Here is a 16288-nt window from a genome sequence, read left to right on the forward strand (position 1 = left end):
CACAAGGAAATTTGAGCTGCTTTTGAGCGGGGTGGCATGCAAACCGCATCTGAGCGCTATGCCGACGAATTAGCGGCCCCCGGCGGGTAAGGGAACCCAGGGAACAGCGAACGGGGTAAAAAAACGAAAAAAGCGATACCCTATGCATGCACAACGTTTAACAGCGGGTGTTTACACCGGCTTATTGCTGCTGCTTGCGGTTTGTTTTATGCCCTGGGCGCAGGCAAATACTCTCCTATCCGCTTCGCCAAGCCAGGCGAGCTATTCACTTGCCCCTTATAACGAGTTCTGGCACGCCGACGAACAGTCTGTAACGCTTAACGATTTGCTCGCCCAATCGCGTACTTTTACACCCACGCACCAAGCCCAAGATTTAAATTTCGGCTATACCCGTGGTGATGTGTGGCTGCGCACTCAGGTGCGCAATGATTCGTCGGAACCCCAGCGTTGGATGGTGGAGTTTGAATACCCGTTCTTGGATTACGTTACCCTTTATACGCTTCGCCAACAGCTAAGAAGTGTGCAACGAAGCGGCAGCGCGGTTCCCGTTGAACAGCGTGCGCTTGCCCACCGTCAGGCAGTTTTTCCATTGGAGCTGGCCGCCTTTGAAACCGTCACGCTGTACACCCATGTGGCTGCCTCAGGCAGCAAGATGCTGAGCTACAACTTATTAACGCCAGAGAGATTTTATACCCAGAATGATCGCCATAATTTTTGGCTGGCGACTTACTTCGGCATGCTACTGGCGATGGGGTTATATAACTTACTGCTATTTTTTGGCTTAAAAGAGCGCATATTTCTTCACTACTCGCTATTTGTCGCTGGCTTTGGACTTGCCATTCTGGCGTTTAACGGCATTGGCACACTCATGTTTTGGAGTTTTCTGGGTGAGAACACATCTCGCTTGGTGGCGCTCGGTTTCACCTTTGCCTCTACCATGGCCACACTGTTTGCGCAGAGCTTCCTAAACACAGAGACGTATTGCCCACGCTGGCACCAGGTATTAAACACCTTTCGCAGCTACTGTTGGCTCGCCGTCATTGCCTCGCTGCTGTTGCCCATTCCTGCGGCCCTCCACCTAATGGATGTGACGGGGTTTATGGCGGCTTTACTGCTCCTGATATGCGGCAGCTACTGCAGCTTTCGACGCATACCCAGCGCTAGACTCTTCGTGTTTGCGTGGTCGATATTTCTGCTGGGTGCAGGTGTCTTTGCACTCCGCAACCTGGGCATACTGCCGGCTAATTTTATTACCCTACACGGCATTCAAATTGGCTCAGCGCTAGAAATGTTACTGCTTTCGTTTGCACTGGCATCACGCTTTAACAAACTTAAACGGCAAAAAGAGCGCGCTCAAGCCGCTATGCTAGCTGCGCTAAAAAAGCAGGAAGCCGTGCTGGAACAAAAAGTCGCTGCCCGAACTAAAGCGCTAGAGCATTTAGCCAACGGCGATATGCTGACCGGTTTATTAAATCGCCATGGCCTGGCGCGCTGCGCCGCAGAAGCTCTGGAGCGTAATCGTCAAAACGGCCATCGCTTGGCGCTCCTGATGCTTGATCTGGATCGTTTCAAACCCATTAACGACTGCTACGGCCATGAGGCAGGTGATTTTGTCTTACAACAAGTTGCCAAACGTATTGCCCATATGGCGCGTACCGGTGACCATTGTGCACGCTTTGGTGGTGATGAGTTTATTATTATCATGGAGAACATCGAACCTCACGATACGCTTGAGAATATACAGGCACGTATCGACGAAGCCATTCGCTCACCCATCAAACTCCCCTGCGGCGAGCGAGTTAGTGTTAGCGTGAGCATTGGGGTAAGCACTTGCCAGGGAACAGAGGGCGCCACTCTTGAGAGTTTACTGCGTGAAGCCGATAGCCATATGTACGCTGTCAAATCACGCCAAGCGGTAGAGTTCTATCGCTACGGCTCGGCGAGTTAGGTATTAACCTTGGTCATTAATCAAACAGGCTCATACGTTTCATAACGTTATCGCGTTTGATTTTCCAATGGAATATGGCACCGGCGACGTGCAGTACCACCAAGCCTAAAATAACCCACCCCAGGCGCCCATGCCACATAAAGAGTTGTTCAGATAGTTGCTCGCGCTCGCCAATCAAACCGGGTAAATGCCAGTGGAAAAACTCCACGGGAAAGCCGCCGCTTGCGGTAGCCGCCCAGCCCAATAAAGGCATAACGATCAACGCCAAGTAGAGCAAATGGTGAACGCTGGTACTCACCACCCTCTCGAAGGCATTTAGAGGCGGTTCATGGTCAGGCACCACAAAGGCCAGGCGGGTAATAATACGTAGCGTCATTAGCAACAGGATCAGCACACCCAGCGTCTTATGGCTGGTATACAGCAAGTTCGTCAACATATTACCGACTAGAGCGAGGGTGCGTTCATAGCCCAAAAAGCCTAACGTTAAACCGCTGGCCAAGGAGAGCAGCACCGCGCCAGCCACCAGCCAGTGCAACACCCGATGCGGGTAGATATAGTGATCCAGTTCGTGCATGCAGTGCTCCTAACAGCCAATTCATTTGCTCTTCATTCTAGTCAGTAACGCTCCCTTACGCTGATTAAAGCACTACACGGCCATCAACGCTAAGCATTACCTAGGCTCTACTTGGTCTCAAAAGCCACTTTATAACGCTTGTTCGGGCACTGCCAGCTGATCGCGTATTAACTCTGCCAAACGGCGCGCAGGCTCCGAAGGTCGGTGCGGCGCCCGGTGCAGCGCCAACTCAATCATCGGCAGCGCAGGCAGCCCACTGCTCTCATCCAGCGGTCTCAGTGCAGGGGTTAGCATGCTGCGAGTCACCACCACGATGGCCAGCCCAGCGGTCACAATTGGCGCCAGCCCCGCCATGGATTGGCTGGTATAGGCCACGCGCCAGCTGCGCCCCGCCGATTGCAGCGCCTGCTCGGCCACTTCACGGAATACGTCAGCCCCCGGTGAGTAGAGCGCCAACGGCAACGGGTCGCTTAGCAGCGGCTGCTGGTTCATACCGACTGCCCACAACAGCGGTTCCCGGCGAATCACATCGCCGCCCGGCGAGTTGCGCTGTCGGGTCACCAGGGCGAGATCCAGCTCTTTAGCTTTAACCTGCTCAACGAGATGCGCGCTAGTGCCGCAGATCACCTTTAACCCCACAGCGGGGTAGAGCTGATGAAAGTAGGCAAACACCGAAGGCAGCAACGAAGCATAATCTTCAGGAATGCCGAGAGTAAGATCGCCTGTCACCTGGCGCGCCTGCATATCGCTCCACGCGTCATCGTTAAGTGCTAATAGCCGTCGGGCGTGGTTAAGCAAGCGTTCACCTTCTGAGGTAAAGCGTATTCGCCGCCCTTCCCGCTCGTGCAGCGTGAGCGAGAGCTGCGCTTCTAACCGCTGGAGCTGCATGCTCACAGTGGACTGGGTATACGCCAACCGTTTAGCAGCTGCGGTCACACTCCCAGTGTCCGCAATCGCCACCAGGGTGCGTAGCAGGGTTAGGTCTAACGTGGGGGCACGCATATATCACCAAGCTTGATGAAAACGATCACAAAAGATCGATATTGTGATGCATTGATGATGAGTATGCTGCTCGGTACATGCTCAAATCAAGGAGAACTCTTATGCATCCCGTTCACTCCCCTGCGTTATTCCCACGTTGGTACAGTGTTGGTGCGGCGCTGGTGGCCGTGATGCTTTGGAGTGCGGCACCGCTGCTGGCTGAGTTTGCCAAAGCGACACCGCCCTTGCAGTTAACTGCCGTTACCCTGTTAGCGGGATCATTGGCGACGCTACCATTAAGCCGCCGCGTAAACGTCGCTGCCAGCGGCGTGGGTTGGCAACTCAGCGTTTGGGTGGGTATCCCACTGCTCATCTTTGGCGCCGTCAGCACCTACTTTATTGGTATGCGGCTAGCCCCCGCCGCCGAAGCGGCGCTAATTACCTACACGTGGCCTGTGCTGTTCGTGCTGCTCAGCCAATGGAGCCGTTTTGGCCGCCTACGCATCGCAGGGGTGGTCGGCGCTCTGATTGCGTTTTCAGGCGCTGCGCTACTGCTGGTTCCTCAAGCCATCAGTGGAGGGCTGGGTGGTGCCACCACGGGCTACGCGCTAGCACTGCTGGCCGCCTGCTGCTGGGCGATCTATTCATGGTTAAGCCAAGCTGCACCAGTGGCCTTAACACCCCTGCTGCCGCGGCTACTGCTGATTGCCTGCGCTATTGCCGTGGCAGCCAGCTTAATACTGGAAGGCACCCTCGCCCTCCCCAGCGGTGAAGCGTTACTCGCGGGCATCGCACTGGGCTTGGGGCCTTACGGAGTAGCCATGGTGGCCTGGGATAAAGCATTGCGCTGGGGGCACGCGAGCCTTGTGGGCAGCTTGGCGTATGGCGTGCCGATTCTAGCCGCCCTACTGCTGGTGCTAGCAGGCATGAGCGTGCTCGACTGGCGCCTACCCGCCGCGACCGTGCTGGTAGTGGTAGGCTGCCTCAAAGCTGGCCGTTAACCTCCTAACGCCTAACTATTTACGCCTCACGCCTCACCATTTACTCATCACCATCGACCAATAAACCAACGCCCCTATCACGATAAGCAACAGGGGCGCTGGGTATTATCGATTAACGCTAACAATTAAAGCTCTGGGGGAATGTCCGTCGGCTCCATGTCGAGGCTTAGTTCAAATAAGCCGCTACCGGTAGCGCTAAACCCGCGTGCGCTTACCGTGTAAGTGCCGGGCAGCAACTGCTCTTGAAGCCGTGAGTCGGTACCGCCCGCGCCGTCGTCATCGCTGGCGACAAAACCCTGACCACTGATCTCAATAAAGGTATCAAAATCGTCAGAGCGCATTTCCAACGTCACTAACGAGCTCTCTTCTACTTCCAACTGATACGTCAGCGGTTCACCGCTATACCAACCGTTAAGCGCTTCACCAGGGGTAAGCGTGCCTTCATTACGCAGATTAACATCTGGCATATCACGCGGTGCCATGGAGAGCGTAAACATGCCACTGCTCTCGCCATAGGCAGTACGTGCCGTTAGCTGATACTCACCGGGAGCAAGAAAATCAGCGATGCTAGCATCCAGATTGCCGGCACTGTCATCATCTTCGCGGTAGTAACCGTTAGGCCCTTCAAGCACCAGGTAGGAATCGATATCGCTGGAGCGCATCTCAATTTGGTACATGCCTGCTTCTTCTACTTCTACTTGGTAACTAAGCCCCTGGCCACTAAACCAGCCGTTGAGAGAGTCATCGGGAGTGAGCGCTCCATCATTACGCAGCTCACCATCACCCGGTAACTCGTGAGGCTCTACTGAAAGCGTATAAACGCCATTGCCATCATCGTAGGCGCTACGTGCCGTCAGCGTATATTCACCGGGTTCAAGGAAATCAGCGATGCGCGCGTCTAAATCACCGGCGCTGTCGTCGTCTTCGCGGGCGTAACCGTTCGGCCCTTCAATCTCCAGGTAAGCGTCGAAGTCGTCAGAGCGCATTTCCAGTTGGTAGAGGCCTGCCTCTTCTATGTTCAAGGTGATTTCACGGGCATCCCCTTGCAGCCAACTATCGATGGGCTCGCCCACTGCCACTGTGTCAGCATCCGTCAGCTCAACGGTTCGGCTGACAACGGTAAACGGGCCATAACTGTGGGCATCGGCACCGCTAACCACCACTACATAGTCGCCGCTCTCTTCTATACGGTGACGAACGATAGGGGCATTATCGAGCAGCTGTAGCTGATCATCATAAAGCGCCACAACACCTTGCAAGGCTCCGTTGAGAGAAATCTCAACAATCTCACCCTCTTCCAGTGCGATGGCGTAGCGCATGAAGCGGCTGCCATCGTTACCGTTCAGCTCGCTGGCCGAGGTTATTTCGCCACGCATGCGCTCATCAAGCGTGAGCTTTTCAAGGCCAACAATAGCCTCGGCAACGGACGGCTGATCAGTTGTCTCAGCAGTTTCGGCAGGCGCTTCATCGGCGGTTTGCCCCGGTAAGGGAATAATTTGAGCAGCGAGAAAACCAACGGCTGCGCCACCGATCGCCACCAATACAAACGTAAACGAAGAAGATCTAGCCATGAGCGGTTCCTTGTTGAGTCGCAATGACAATCATTAATTAGATAAGTGTCAGTGATTATAAGATGCTTACTCAATTAAAGTGAGCGTTTCATGAAGAATGCTGCTTTGCACAAAGTGCTTTCTCTATTCATTTCATACCTGGGTTGATAAGTCACTGAAACCCAAGGCCACATAAGCAGAGATTTAAAAATCTTGAAATTGAACCTATTTGCATCGATCTTCTCAAAGCTTGCTGACTCGTTGCGACAAGGGTAGTATCGAAAAGCCTATTCAGGCACCTCATCAAGAGTGCGGGATTCGCAACAAGCAAAACCGAGGTACTCCCATGGGAGCCGAAAAACGACTGATCCGAACGATTTGTTTGGCAGCGATAGTGGTAAGTAGCGCTGCTAATAGTGCTTTTGCACATGAAACAGAAACGCAGGAAGGCGTCGCCTCCTTTTACAGTGACCGCTTTCAAGGAGCGACCACTGCCAGTGGAGAGCCCTTTGACCAGCAGGCGTTGACCGCCGCCCACCCGAGTTTGCCGTTTGGCACCAAGGTGTTGGTGACACGCCCGGACACGGGGCAAGAGGTAGAAGTACTGATCAATGATCGTGGCCCTTTCATTCAAGGACGCATTATTGATTTATCTAAACGCGCGGCAGCGAAGCTTGGCATGATTCGCCGCGGTACAGCTCCAGTGATGGTAACGCTGTTGGATTAACGGATAACACATCCTTGGTTGTTGTGTGATACCCATTAGCCTAATCAATGCGACAGCACACGAAGCATCGTTATCTTAAAGTAGTCAACAGACAGGGTGACCAGCAATGGTCACCCTGTTTCTTTATGTGGCTACTTTCCGATACATTAACGAACTTGCAAGCAGGCTAATGGTCTCTATGCTGCAAGGAGTTCGATACACGCCAAGTATTTGCAGGAGATACATCCATGCAGTCACAATTTTACACGCTTACCGATTATCCCAAAGGCCTGCCCGATCGCACGCTCTTCAAGCTAGAAACACAAACCCTACCCGACCTAGCCGAAGGCGAAGTGCGTATTCGCAACCGCTGGCTTTCCGTCGACCCTTATATGAGGGGGCGCATGAGCGGCATTCGCACCTATGTGGAGCCGTTTGAACTCGGCAAACCGATGGAAGGCGGCGCCATTGGCGAAGTCATCGAGACCAATGATTCAAGCTTAAAAGTGGGCGACAAAGTGAGCCATATGGGCGGTTGGCGGGATATTGCCCAACTGCCTGCGCAGGGCGTCACGCCGCTACCCGATATCGATGTTCCCGAACAAGCCTATCTGGGCGTACTCGGTATGCCTGGCATGACCGCCTGGACTGGCCTCAACCTGATTGCCGAATGCAAGCCGAGTGACAATGTGTTGGTTAGCGCGGCTAGCGGTGCCGTAGGCTCCCTGGCAGTGCAGTTGGCCAAAGCCAAAGGTTGTCATGTGGTCGGTATTGCCGGGGCTGCGAATAAGCTGGCCTGGCTTGAATCATTGGGCGTTGAACCGGTTAGCTATCGTGACCGTACCGCACAGGAGTTAAGCGACGCCATTAAGCTCGCCAGCCCCAACGGCATTGATGTGTATTTCGAAAACGTCGGCGGTATCTGCCTAGAAGCAGCATTGAACCAGCTAAATGAAGGTGCGCGGATTGCCGTATGCGGCATGATCGACAGCTACAATGCAAAAGAGCCTACCCCCGGCCCGAGCAATCTCTCTCAGTTGGTAGTGCGCAAGGCCAAAATGCAGGGCTTTATTGTGGCTGACCATTGGGCTAGCTACCCCTATTTCCTGAACGAAGTAGCCCCCCAAGTAGCGGAAGGTAAGCTGGTATATAAAGAGACAGTGAAAGAAGGCCTGGAGAACACCCCCGATGCATTCCTGGCCCTGTTTGACGGCGGCAATACCGGTAAAATGCTGGTCAAGCTATAAACCTCACGCCTTCTGGCTAACCCTACCGCGACATCAACTACCCTGGCGGTAGGGCACCCGCCTTAGAAAAAAACATCAAATCGTTAGACCAATAGCGAATTGATTATTAAAATCATCCACCATAGCGGTGTGTTTTAACCCATCGGCGCCGCCGATGGGTTAAAGCGCGTTGCGGGTTCGCCGCTTGGCACTTATTGCTTGAATTTAGGGTTTAAGCGGCATGCATTAACGTATTAAGTACGTTTCATTAGGGGAAATCTCATGGAAGAAAGCACGCGCGCTCACAGTAAATGGCCAGCTATTATAGTTGGCCTGCTACTATTTATTATCGGCTTGGTGCTTGCTTTTGGCGGCAGCAAGCTCGTCAGCGTAGGCGGCAGCGCCTACTACTTAATTGCCGGGCTTAGCATTATTGCTTGCGGCATTCTATTTGCCCTGCGCAAAGGCGCCGCTCTGTGGCTCTACGCGCTGATTCTTTTTGCCACATTAGTGTGGGCTCTGTGGGAGGTTGGTCTCGACTGGTGGCAGTTAGTGCCTCGCGTTGCCATTCTCTGTTTAATAGGTATTCTGCTGCTCCTGCCCTGGTGGCGTAAGCCACTACACTCAAAAGGCGGCAGTCTGGCGCTTGTTGGCAGCATTACTGCCGCTGTTATCGTGGCCATTGCCAGCCAGTTTAACGATCCCGGTACTATCGAAGGGTCGCTAGCCGCTAACAACCAATCAACGACCGATAGCGTAAACCCTGCCCAAGTGGCGGGCGATGATTGGCCCGCCTATGGCGGCACCAATGCAGGCACCCACTACTCTTCCCTTGATCAAATTACGCCGGAAAACATCGGCGAGCTTGAAGAGGTATGGCGGATTCAAACCGGTGACAAAGCGGGCCCCAATGCGCCCCCGGAGATCACCAATCAAAATACCCCGCTGAAAGTGAATGACAGCCTGTATATCTGTACGTCTCACAGCCGGGCGATGGCGCTCTCCCCTGAAACCGGCGAAACCCTCTGGGCATTTGACCCCGAGATCAGCACCATGGGGGCGGATGACTTTTCTGGCTGGGCACATATGACCTGCCGCGGCCTCGCCTACTATGACGCCGCAAACTATTCTACTGACACTAATGACTCTGCAACCGATAGCACAGAAGTGACGAACAGTGACGCTGCCCCGAACAGTGCAACGGCACTCTCTTTTGATATCTTCGATGACAGCGATATTTTCAGTCTGGATCTCTCCTTCTTGTCACTGCTGTTTGGTGTTGAAGAAGAAAACGGCGCCCCGCAGCAACCCATGCTCAGCGAGACCGACGTCATGTGCCCACGCAGGCTCTACCTGCCCACGGCGGATGCACGCTTGATTGCGCTGAACGCCGACACGGGTGAGCGGTGCGCCAGCTTTGGCAATAACGGTGAAATTGATCTCACCAACAATATTGGCGATTTCTCACCAGGCGGTTACTACTCCACCTCCCCTGCAACGGTAACCGAAAATCTGGTTATTCTGGGTGGCCACGTCACCGACAACAGTTCCATTGACGAGCCCTCAGGCGTTATTCGTGCCTTTGATGTGCATACCGGCGAGCTGGTATGGAACTGGGATAGCGGTAATCCCGACGACACCGACCCGCTACCAGAAGGCGAAACCTACACCCGCGGCTCCCCCAACGTATGGGCACCGATCAGCGTTGACGAAGAGCTAGGCCTGGTTTACCTGCCAATGGGTAACGCCACGCCTGACCAGTATGGCGCTGACCGCACCGAGAACGATGAAACCTACAGCGCGGGTCTAGTGGCACTCAACCTGGAAGATGGTCAGGTTGAGTGGGTTTACCAGTTCGTACACCACGACCTATGGGATATGGACTCACCTGCGCAACCGGTACTGATTAACCTAGCCACTAGTGATGGCACCCAGCCCGCGGTTATTCAGCCGACCAAGCAGGGCAGCCTATATGTATTGAACCGTGAAACCGGTGAACCGATTGTGCCCATTGAAGAGGTTCCTGCACCTCAGGGCGCCGTGGAAGGCGACTGGACCGCCGAGACTCAGCCGCGTTCAGCGCTTAACCTGCTGCCACCGCCGCTCACCGAGCGCGACATGTGGGGCGCTTCACCGTTTGATCAAATGATGTGCCGCATTCAGTTCAACTCTTTGCGCTACGAGGGCCAATACACGCCACCTTCGCTGGAAGGCAGTATTGTTTATCCAGGTAATGTCGGTGTAATGAACTGGGGTGGTGTGGCCGTTGATCCCGAGCGCCAAGCGCTCTTCACTGGTGCTAAATACCTGGCGTTTGTGTCTACGTTAATTCCTCGTGAAGAGGTAGAAGAAGGCCAAGGCTCTGCCAGCGAACAGGGTTTACAAGCCAATGAAGGCGCACCTTATGCCGTTGAGCTTGGCCCGCTGCTTTCAGTGCTCGGCCTGCCCTGCCAAGCGCCCTCCTGGGGCGATGTAGCCGGTATCGATCTGCAAAGTAACGAGGTGGTGTGGAAGCACCGCAATGGCACCACACGCGACAGCATGCCGTTTGATCTACCGATTGGCTTGAACGTCGGCGTTCCTGCACTAGGCGGCCCGCTGACGACGGCTGGCGGGGTGTCGTTCTTAAGCGGCACGCTGGATCAGTACCTGCGCGGCTACGACATCACTACTGGCGAAGAGCTGTATAAAGCGCGCCTGCCAGCAGGTGGCCAAGCCACGCCGATGACCTACACCGGCCAGGATGGCCGTCAGTATGTGGTCGTCACGGCGGGTGGACACGGCACCTTTGGCACCAAGATGGGCGATTACGTGATTGGTTACGCTCTGCCTGAGTAAACGGCTAACTTAGCGTTATCACCCACGAGAACGGGCGGCCTCAGCAATAATGAATGAGCGCCGCCCGTTTTTATTTACTTGCAGTATTTCGACTTAAAAGCGTACTTCTAAACCGCCATACACACTGCGCCCCGGAGCAGGTTCATAGAAGCGACCAAAGGTGCCGTTCAAGCGCACGTTGGCGTAGTGCTCTTCATCTAAGAGATTGCGCACGCCCACATACGCATTTAGCCGTGTATCGCTTCCCAACCGCCAACCATCACCCACCCGCAGGTTCACTAGCCAGTAGCTATCGACTTCTGTCTCATTGGCGTTGTCCGCCACCATATCGCCCACGTACTGGGTTTCCAGCGTGGCAAAGCGCTCATCCAGACCCTGCCAAGTGAGTTGATTGACCCAGGTTTGCTCGGGCAGCCCAGGAATGCGATTCCCGCCAAAGCTTTCAGTTAGTGTAGCAAATTGATCAAACTCATAGCTCGCCAGCGTAACGGCGCTATTCAACCGCCATTGGTCGGCCAACTGCCAGCCCAGCGCCAGCTCGATACCGTCGCGGTCGGTGTCGCCTGCGTTTTGGTAGAAGGTGCGACCGCCGTCATCATACGGCACGAGCTCGTCACGCACGCGCACCGAAAATAGCGCCAGATCGTAATCCATGGCCAGTGGTTCAACGTAGCCCCGCAGCCCCACTTCACGATTCCAGGCTTTTTGCGGCGACACCGACGGGTTAAAACCACCGCCCGCCGGATTGGCAAACTCGGAGAACGTAGGAGTTTCAAACGCCGTACCGGTATTGATATAGGCTTGATGCTGCGGACGATAACGGTAACTTAACCCCGCCGAACCGCTCCACTCATTGAAGGTCTGGTCACCGCTTTGATCGCCATCGTCCTGATAGCGATCATCTACTTCTAGCTCCACTCGGTCAAAGCGTGCGCCAAGCGAGAGCGTTACCTGCTCGGTCAGCTCTAAATCGCCCTGGGCAAATACCCCAGCGGAGGTCGCCGTTTGGGTCTCTTCCGCCAGTTGCTCGCCGACCACGCCTTGGCCATTTACATCGTTCCTAAAGCGCTCGTCGTCTTGACGCGCCACATCGACACCGGTGATATAGCTCAGCGGCAGGCTGCCCAAGCTGACTTCATGGTGATACTCAGCACTCGCGCCCAGATAATCACGCTGGTAGCCGATACGGCTATCGCCCACATAGGGCAGTTGCTGCTCAAAATCGCGCTGCGCAACAAAGCCTTTTAAATAGAACTCACCAGGGCCAGCGGATAAATCTTCGTACTGTAAGCCAAGAAGCTGCTGATCTACGTTCTGTCCTGCATCCAACGCCAATGAGTTCGGCGCTGCTTGATCACGGCCACTGGCCACTTCACGCGCGTTCAGCGCGCCAGGATCTTCGGAACGGGGGTTGTCCAGCAGGTTGATAATCGCGGTTAACGCCCGATCACTGCCTAACTCTCTTCGCAGTTTGGCATTCAGCAGGTATTTCTCCGTAGAGCTCTGTTCCCGATAACCATCCACATTGAGTGCCGAGAAGCTCACATGGTGCGACCAATCACCCTGGGCTCCACCGGTTTGTACGACCGCCTTACGGTAGCCATCACTGCCCACCTCGGTTCGCACGCTTGAGCCAGGGTTATCGCGGCCATCGGCGGTGGTCACATCAATTACCCCACCCGCCGCGTTGCCGTAAAGTACCGAAGAGGGCCCACGGATAACTTCGATGCGCTCAGCGCTGTCCAGATCAATGGCATCTAACTGTGCCTGACCATCGGGTAACGTATACGGAATGCCATCCACCATCACGGTAATACCGCGAACGCCAAACGGCGCCCGAGCGCCGAAGCCGCGAATGGAGATTCGCTGGCCTTGGGCAAAGTTATCGCGGTTTTGCAAAAACATGCCAGGCACGCGCACTAACGCCTCATCCAGCCGTGTGCGCTGCTGCCCCTGAGCAATCGCCTCACGGTCGAGCGTTGAAACCGCAGCGGGCGTGGCGTAAAGCTCTCGCGATAGTCGTGGCGCCGTCACTTGAAGTGTGGCCAGCGTATTGTCAGTTGACGGACTCTCTTGTGCCCAACTCTGGCCAGCGCCAAGACAACTTAATAAACAAAAAGACGTGGTGGTTACTTTTAATGGCACTTTGATGAACACGGAGTCCCTCCCAAACAGCGTAGAGCGGAAATAAATGACGGAATTGAACGATTGCCTACTCGGCTAGTCACAGGGAATTAGCCAAGGCATGGATAAAGTAGGTTGATCGTGCCTACACTTGTACAAGTTACACCAATGAAAGCAAAGGAGGCTTCATGGCGTTTACAGCGACTGATCCAATCAAAATGATTTTTGCCGTAATACTTCCCCCGCTCGGCGTATTTTTTGAGGTCGGTTTTAAAGGGCATTTCTGGCTGAATATTATTCTAACGCTATTTGGCTTCATACCGGGCATCATTCATGCGTTTTATGTGATATTGAAGCACTAGGTTTTAATAGCCGGTTTTTAAGAGCCACGTATAGTCAAAACGATGCCGCCCAAGTTAACGCTTGGGCGGCTTTTTTATATCATCACGATAGGCGGGCATGGCGCCGCTTATGCAACGCATGAACGCGCTCATCCAGCTCCGCTATCGGGCCTTCCACCTTGAGCCCAGGCACCACCTGCTGAATAGGCAGGGTCGCGACTGGCGACGGGGCCACACCCAAATCGGCCAGCCAGCGACTCAGCTGTTGAGATGAACTGACGTAGACAATACGCCCAAGTCCTACCCAACCGTGGGCAGCGGCACACATAGGGCAGTGTTCACCCGACGTATAAACGGTCGCCGTTGCTCGCTCCGCCGGCGTCATATGCTGCGCTGCCCAGCGCGCCAGGAAGAATTCAGGGTGCTGAGTAGAATCCCCTTCAGCAATGCGGTTACGATCTTCTGCCAACACATCACCTTCGGCACTTACCAGCACGCTACCAAAGGGTTCATCACCCGCGTCAAGAGCCTCTTCGGCTAGCTCAACGGCACGTGTTAAGTAAGCGAGCTCTCGATCATCCAACATGGGCTCTCCTTATAGTCGTCATTGGCCTACTGCATTTACCCCTTTGCCGTCGCTGGTGCTTCTTCGACAAACTCCTCTTGCAACTCCCCTCCTTCACTACGGGCTATCACAGAGGTGCCGACCAAGTCGCCTGTCACGTTCAGCGCCGTACAGCCCATTCCCACCAGTGCATCGATAGCGGTGAGCAACGCGACGGTTTCAATCGGTAGGCCCACCTGGGCAAACACCGTGGCGATCATTATGATACCGGCCCCCGGCACCCCTGCCGTGCCCACCGACACTAGCGTGCCGATCAACACTATTTGCACCATGCTGATGAAATCCAGCGGTGCACCAATCACGTTGGCGGCAAACACCGCCGAGATGGCGATACGAATCGCCGCTCCATCCATATTTAAAGTAGCCCCTAACGGCAGACTAAAACCATAGATGCTTTTGGGAATTCCTAAGCGGTGGGCAGCATTAACCGTTAGCGGTAACGTACCCGAGCTACTTTGGGTAGCAAACGCCGTGGCCATGGGCGTACGGGCTTCGCGAAAAAAGGTGCGCAGCTTCACGCCAAACAGCCGCATGATGCCGCAATAAATCAGCAGCTGGGTTGCCAGGGCGATATAAAGCACAACCACCATATCGCCCAATGAGAGCAACGTTGCCAAACCCTGCTGACTCACCGTTTCGGCGACAATCGCAAACACGCCGATGGGCACATAGTGCAACACCCCCGACATCACTTTTAGAGTGACCTCGTTTAGCGCTTCAATCACCTCATAAAGACGCTCACCCATGGCATGTTGGCGCTCCGACTGGCGCATTTTTAGCAGTGCGATGCCAAACACCAGCGCCGTAAAAATAATGCCCAACATGTTGAGTTCGGCAAACGCACCAATAATATTATCCGGCACTATATTCAGCAGCGTATCGACAACGCCTGGATTCTCGGGCACCGAGAAACTGGCACTCTCATCCAACGTCATACCGCTGCCGGGACTAAACAACGTGGCAACCGCTAAGCCCACCATGATCGCCAGCGCTGAAGAGGTAAGGTAATAACCAAACACCTTGCCGCCCACGCGGCCAGCTCTTCCCTCCCGGGACTGATTCACCCCCACCATCAGCGTAAACAGTACAATGGGGACAATCAGAAAAGTAAGCAGCCGTAGCAGCAGGTCACCCAGCGGCGCTAGCCAGGCAGCCACTGTCTCACCACCAATAAGCCCAACGACAACGCCCAGAACAAGCGCAACAGTGACGCGTAAAATCAACGATGCCTGAGCATAGGCCTTCCATATACGAGTCATTTGCGTCCCTACAGATTTGAAGAAGTTGGTAGGTCTAATTTGATAAGCGTACATCACACTCTATTAGTGTGGCACAGCGATATCTACCAGGTGAGTAGGCGGCAATAAATCAAGGCTTGCCTTCATGGTACGCACCTCCTCTGCTGGTGGGCGGCCAAAGAAGCGCTTGAATTCACGACTAAACTGGGAGGGGCTTTCATAGCCCACTCGGCTAGCGGCCGCGGCAGCCGTCAACCCATCACGTATCATTAACAGCCGAGCATGGTGCAAGCGGGTGGATTTAATGTACTGGATAGGTGAGGTCTGGGTGACCGCCTTGAAGTGTACGTAAAAGGCTGGCGCACTCATGCCAGCTTCATTCGCCAGGCTTGCTACTTCCAGCGCATCGGCATAGTTAGCATGAATACGGTTGAGCGCCTTAGCAATTTTACCAAATTGCCCATAATGGGAGAGCGCTGTTCGAACACTGCCGCCCTGCTCTCCCGTCAATACCCGATAGCAGATCTCCCTGACAATAAAAGGGGCAAGAATATGCGCATCCGTTGGTGAGGTAAGCGCATTCAATAAACGTAATGTCGCATCTGCCAGCGGCTCTTCCAGCAGGCTTGAAAGCATGCCGCGCGGCGCCTCAAACCCATACTCGCCTGACGCCTCCAACATCGTCACCAATTCGGCGATTACCACCGCATCCAGGCGGATAGCAATACCCAGCATTGGCTCGTCAGGGCTGGCTTCTGTTTCCGAAGTAAACGGCAAGGGTACTGATAGCACCAAATAGCGCTGCGCATCGTAGATATACACCTCATCTCCCAAATAGCCACGCTTTCGGCCTTGGCAGATGATGACGATACTCGGCTCGTAGAGCACAGAGGTGTTTTTAAGCGGGCGATTGGAACGCATAAAGCGTACGCCGTCCAATAGCGACTGGGTATACCCCTCGTGTGGTGCGAGTTGGTATAAGCATTCGACGATATTGCTGTAAACCACAGAATCGCTCTTCAGTGTCATGTTAACCACCTTGGTCATGCGTGCCGCACCTGAATCAACCCTAAGAGCCAATAACACCATAAGAGCAATATACATGCTGTGTTGCTTGCCTCGCCGCCCACCTTTAA

At 54.4% G+C, this 16288-nt stretch carries 13 protein-coding genes; 6 read left to right on the forward strand and 7 right to left on the reverse strand.

Going from position 1 to position 16288, the window contains the following annotated elements:
- The first annotated feature begins 142 nt into the window (after positions 1 to 142).
- Positions 143 to 1948, forward strand: a complete 1806-nt coding sequence (locus tag ACW17M_RS12770) for a sensor domain-containing diguanylate cyclase (protein ID WP_457547563.1) — start codon at positions 143 to 145, stop codon at positions 1946 to 1948.
- A gap of 16 nt (positions 1949 to 1964) precedes the next feature.
- Here the strand turns inward: ACW17M_RS12770 and ACW17M_RS12775 are convergent, their stop codons facing one another.
- Both ACW17M_RS12775 and ACW17M_RS12780 read right to left on the reverse strand, forming a co-directional pair.
- Entirely contained in the window at positions 1965 to 2522 is a 558-nt protein-coding gene (locus ACW17M_RS12775) for a cytochrome b (protein ID WP_141439815.1), read from the reverse strand.
- A 129-nt stretch (positions 2523 to 2651) separates the two neighbouring features.
- Positions 2652 to 3524, reverse strand: coding sequence for a LysR substrate-binding domain-containing protein (locus ACW17M_RS12780; RefSeq protein WP_009286891.1), 873 nt, complete (start codon positions 3522 to 3524; stop codon positions 2652 to 2654).
- Positions 3525 to 3625: 101 nt separating this feature from the next.
- On the opposite strand from ACW17M_RS12780, the gene ACW17M_RS12785 reads away from it, so the two are divergent.
- Entirely contained in the window at positions 3626 to 4504 is an 879-nt protein-coding gene (locus ACW17M_RS12785) for a DMT family transporter (protein WP_427030167.1), read from the forward strand.
- A 125-nt stretch (positions 4505 to 4629) separates the two neighbouring features.
- Here the strand turns inward: ACW17M_RS12785 and ACW17M_RS12790 are convergent, their stop codons facing one another.
- Positions 4630 to 6075, reverse strand: coding sequence for a hypothetical protein (locus ACW17M_RS12790; RefSeq protein WP_141439817.1), 1446 nt, complete (start codon positions 6073 to 6075; stop codon positions 4630 to 4632).
- 325 nt (positions 6076 to 6400) lie between these two features.
- On the opposite strand from ACW17M_RS12790, the gene ACW17M_RS12795 reads away from it, so the two are divergent.
- From ACW17M_RS12795 to ACW17M_RS12805, 3 genes are all read left to right on the forward strand, one after another.
- Complete coding sequence (locus ACW17M_RS12795) at positions 6401 to 6781, forward strand: septal ring lytic transglycosylase RlpA family protein (RefSeq protein ID WP_027957199.1); 381 nt, start codon at positions 6401 to 6403, stop codon at positions 6779 to 6781.
- Positions 6782 to 7008: 227 nt separating this feature from the next.
- Positions 7009 to 8007 (forward strand): NADP-dependent oxidoreductase, encoded by a 999-nt coding sequence (locus ACW17M_RS12800; RefSeq protein WP_009286888.1) that lies wholly within the window; start codon positions 7009 to 7011, stop codon positions 8005 to 8007.
- Between the two features lie 261 nt (positions 8008 to 8268).
- On the forward strand, positions 8269 to 10824 hold the full coding sequence (locus ACW17M_RS12805; RefSeq protein WP_457547564.1) for a glucose/quinate/shikimate family membrane-bound PQQ-dependent dehydrogenase: 2556 nt from the start codon (positions 8269 to 8271) through the stop codon (positions 10822 to 10824).
- Positions 10825 to 10917: 93 nt separating this feature from the next.
- Here the strand turns inward: ACW17M_RS12805 and ACW17M_RS12810 are convergent, their stop codons facing one another.
- Positions 10918 to 12981, reverse strand: a complete 2064-nt coding sequence (locus ACW17M_RS12810; RefSeq protein WP_427769889.1) for a TonB-dependent receptor family protein — start codon at positions 12979 to 12981, stop codon at positions 10918 to 10920.
- A gap of 155 nt (positions 12982 to 13136) precedes the next feature.
- Here ACW17M_RS12810 and ACW17M_RS12815 point away from each other — a divergent pair, with 155 nt between their 5' ends.
- Positions 13137 to 13310 carry a YqaE/Pmp3 family membrane protein gene (locus tag ACW17M_RS12815; RefSeq protein ID WP_035538925.1) on the forward strand — a complete coding sequence of 58 codons (174 nt, stop codon included), beginning with the start codon at positions 13137 to 13139 and terminating at the stop codon, positions 13308 to 13310.
- A gap of 82 nt (positions 13311 to 13392) precedes the next feature.
- On the opposite strand, the gene ACW17M_RS12820 is transcribed toward ACW17M_RS12815, so the two are convergent.
- The 3 genes from ACW17M_RS12820 to ACW17M_RS12830 all read right to left on the reverse strand — a co-directional run bounded on the left by ACW17M_RS12820 (position 13393) and on the right by ACW17M_RS12830 (position 16181).
- Positions 13393 to 13875 (reverse strand): nucleoside deaminase, encoded by a 483-nt coding sequence (locus ACW17M_RS12820; protein WP_233973861.1) that lies wholly within the window; start codon positions 13873 to 13875, stop codon positions 13393 to 13395.
- 35 nt (positions 13876 to 13910) lie between these two features.
- Positions 13911 to 15173, reverse strand: a complete 1263-nt coding sequence (locus ACW17M_RS12825) for a dicarboxylate/amino acid:cation symporter (RefSeq protein WP_233973862.1) — start codon at positions 15171 to 15173, stop codon at positions 13911 to 13913.
- Positions 15174 to 15236: 63 nt separating this feature from the next.
- Positions 15237 to 16181: an AraC family transcriptional regulator N-terminal domain-containing protein gene (locus ACW17M_RS12830; protein ID WP_457547565.1), complete on the reverse strand. Its 945-nt coding sequence runs from the start codon at positions 16179 to 16181 to the stop codon at positions 15237 to 15239.
- Positions 16182 to 16288 lie beyond the last annotated feature (107 nt).

This window comes from Vreelandella sp. 2A-K22 (assembly GCF_054065485.1).

What these genes read in the sequence shown, in the direction of transcription:
- ACW17M_RS12800 (WP_009286888.1), top strand. Translation starts at nt 7,009, where the DNA reads ATGCAGTCACAATTTTACACGCTTACCGATTATCCCAAAGGCCTGCCC.
- ACW17M_RS12795 (WP_027957199.1), top strand. Translation starts at nt 6,401, where the DNA reads ATGGGAGCCGAAAAACGACTGATCCGAACGATTTGTTTGGCAGCGATA.
- ACW17M_RS12790 (WP_141439817.1), bottom strand. Translation starts at nt 6,075, where the DNA reads ATGGCTAGATCTTCTTCGTTTACGTTTGTATTGGTGGCGATCGGTGGC.
- ACW17M_RS12775 (WP_141439815.1), bottom strand. Translation starts at nt 2,522, where the DNA reads ATGCACGAACTGGATCACTATATCTACCCGCATCGGGTGTTGCACTGG.
- ACW17M_RS12785 (WP_427030167.1), top strand. Translation starts at nt 3,626, where the DNA reads ATGCATCCCGTTCACTCCCCTGCGTTATTCCCACGTTGGTACAGTGTT.
- ACW17M_RS12780 (WP_009286891.1), bottom strand. Translation starts at nt 3,524, where the DNA reads ATGCGTGCCCCCACGTTAGACCTAACCCTGCTACGCACCCTGGTGGCG.
- ACW17M_RS12815 (WP_035538925.1), top strand. Translation starts at nt 13,137, where the DNA reads ATGGCGTTTACAGCGACTGATCCAATCAAAATGATTTTTGCCGTAATA.
- ACW17M_RS12830 (WP_457547565.1), bottom strand. Translation starts at nt 16,181, where the DNA reads ATGACACTGAAGAGCGATTCTGTGGTTTACAGCAATATCGTCGAATGC.
- ACW17M_RS12820 (WP_233973861.1), bottom strand. Translation starts at nt 13,875, where the DNA reads ATGTTGGATGATCGAGAGCTCGCTTACTTAACACGTGCCGTTGAGCTA.
- ACW17M_RS12770 (WP_457547563.1), top strand. Translation starts at nt 143, where the DNA reads ATGCATGCACAACGTTTAACAGCGGGTGTTTACACCGGCTTATTGCTG.
- ACW17M_RS12805 (WP_457547564.1), top strand. Translation starts at nt 8,269, where the DNA reads ATGGAAGAAAGCACGCGCGCTCACAGTAAATGGCCAGCTATTATAGTT.
- ACW17M_RS12825 (WP_233973862.1), bottom strand. Translation starts at nt 15,173, where the DNA reads ATGACTCGTATATGGAAGGCCTATGCTCAGGCATCGTTGATTTTACGC.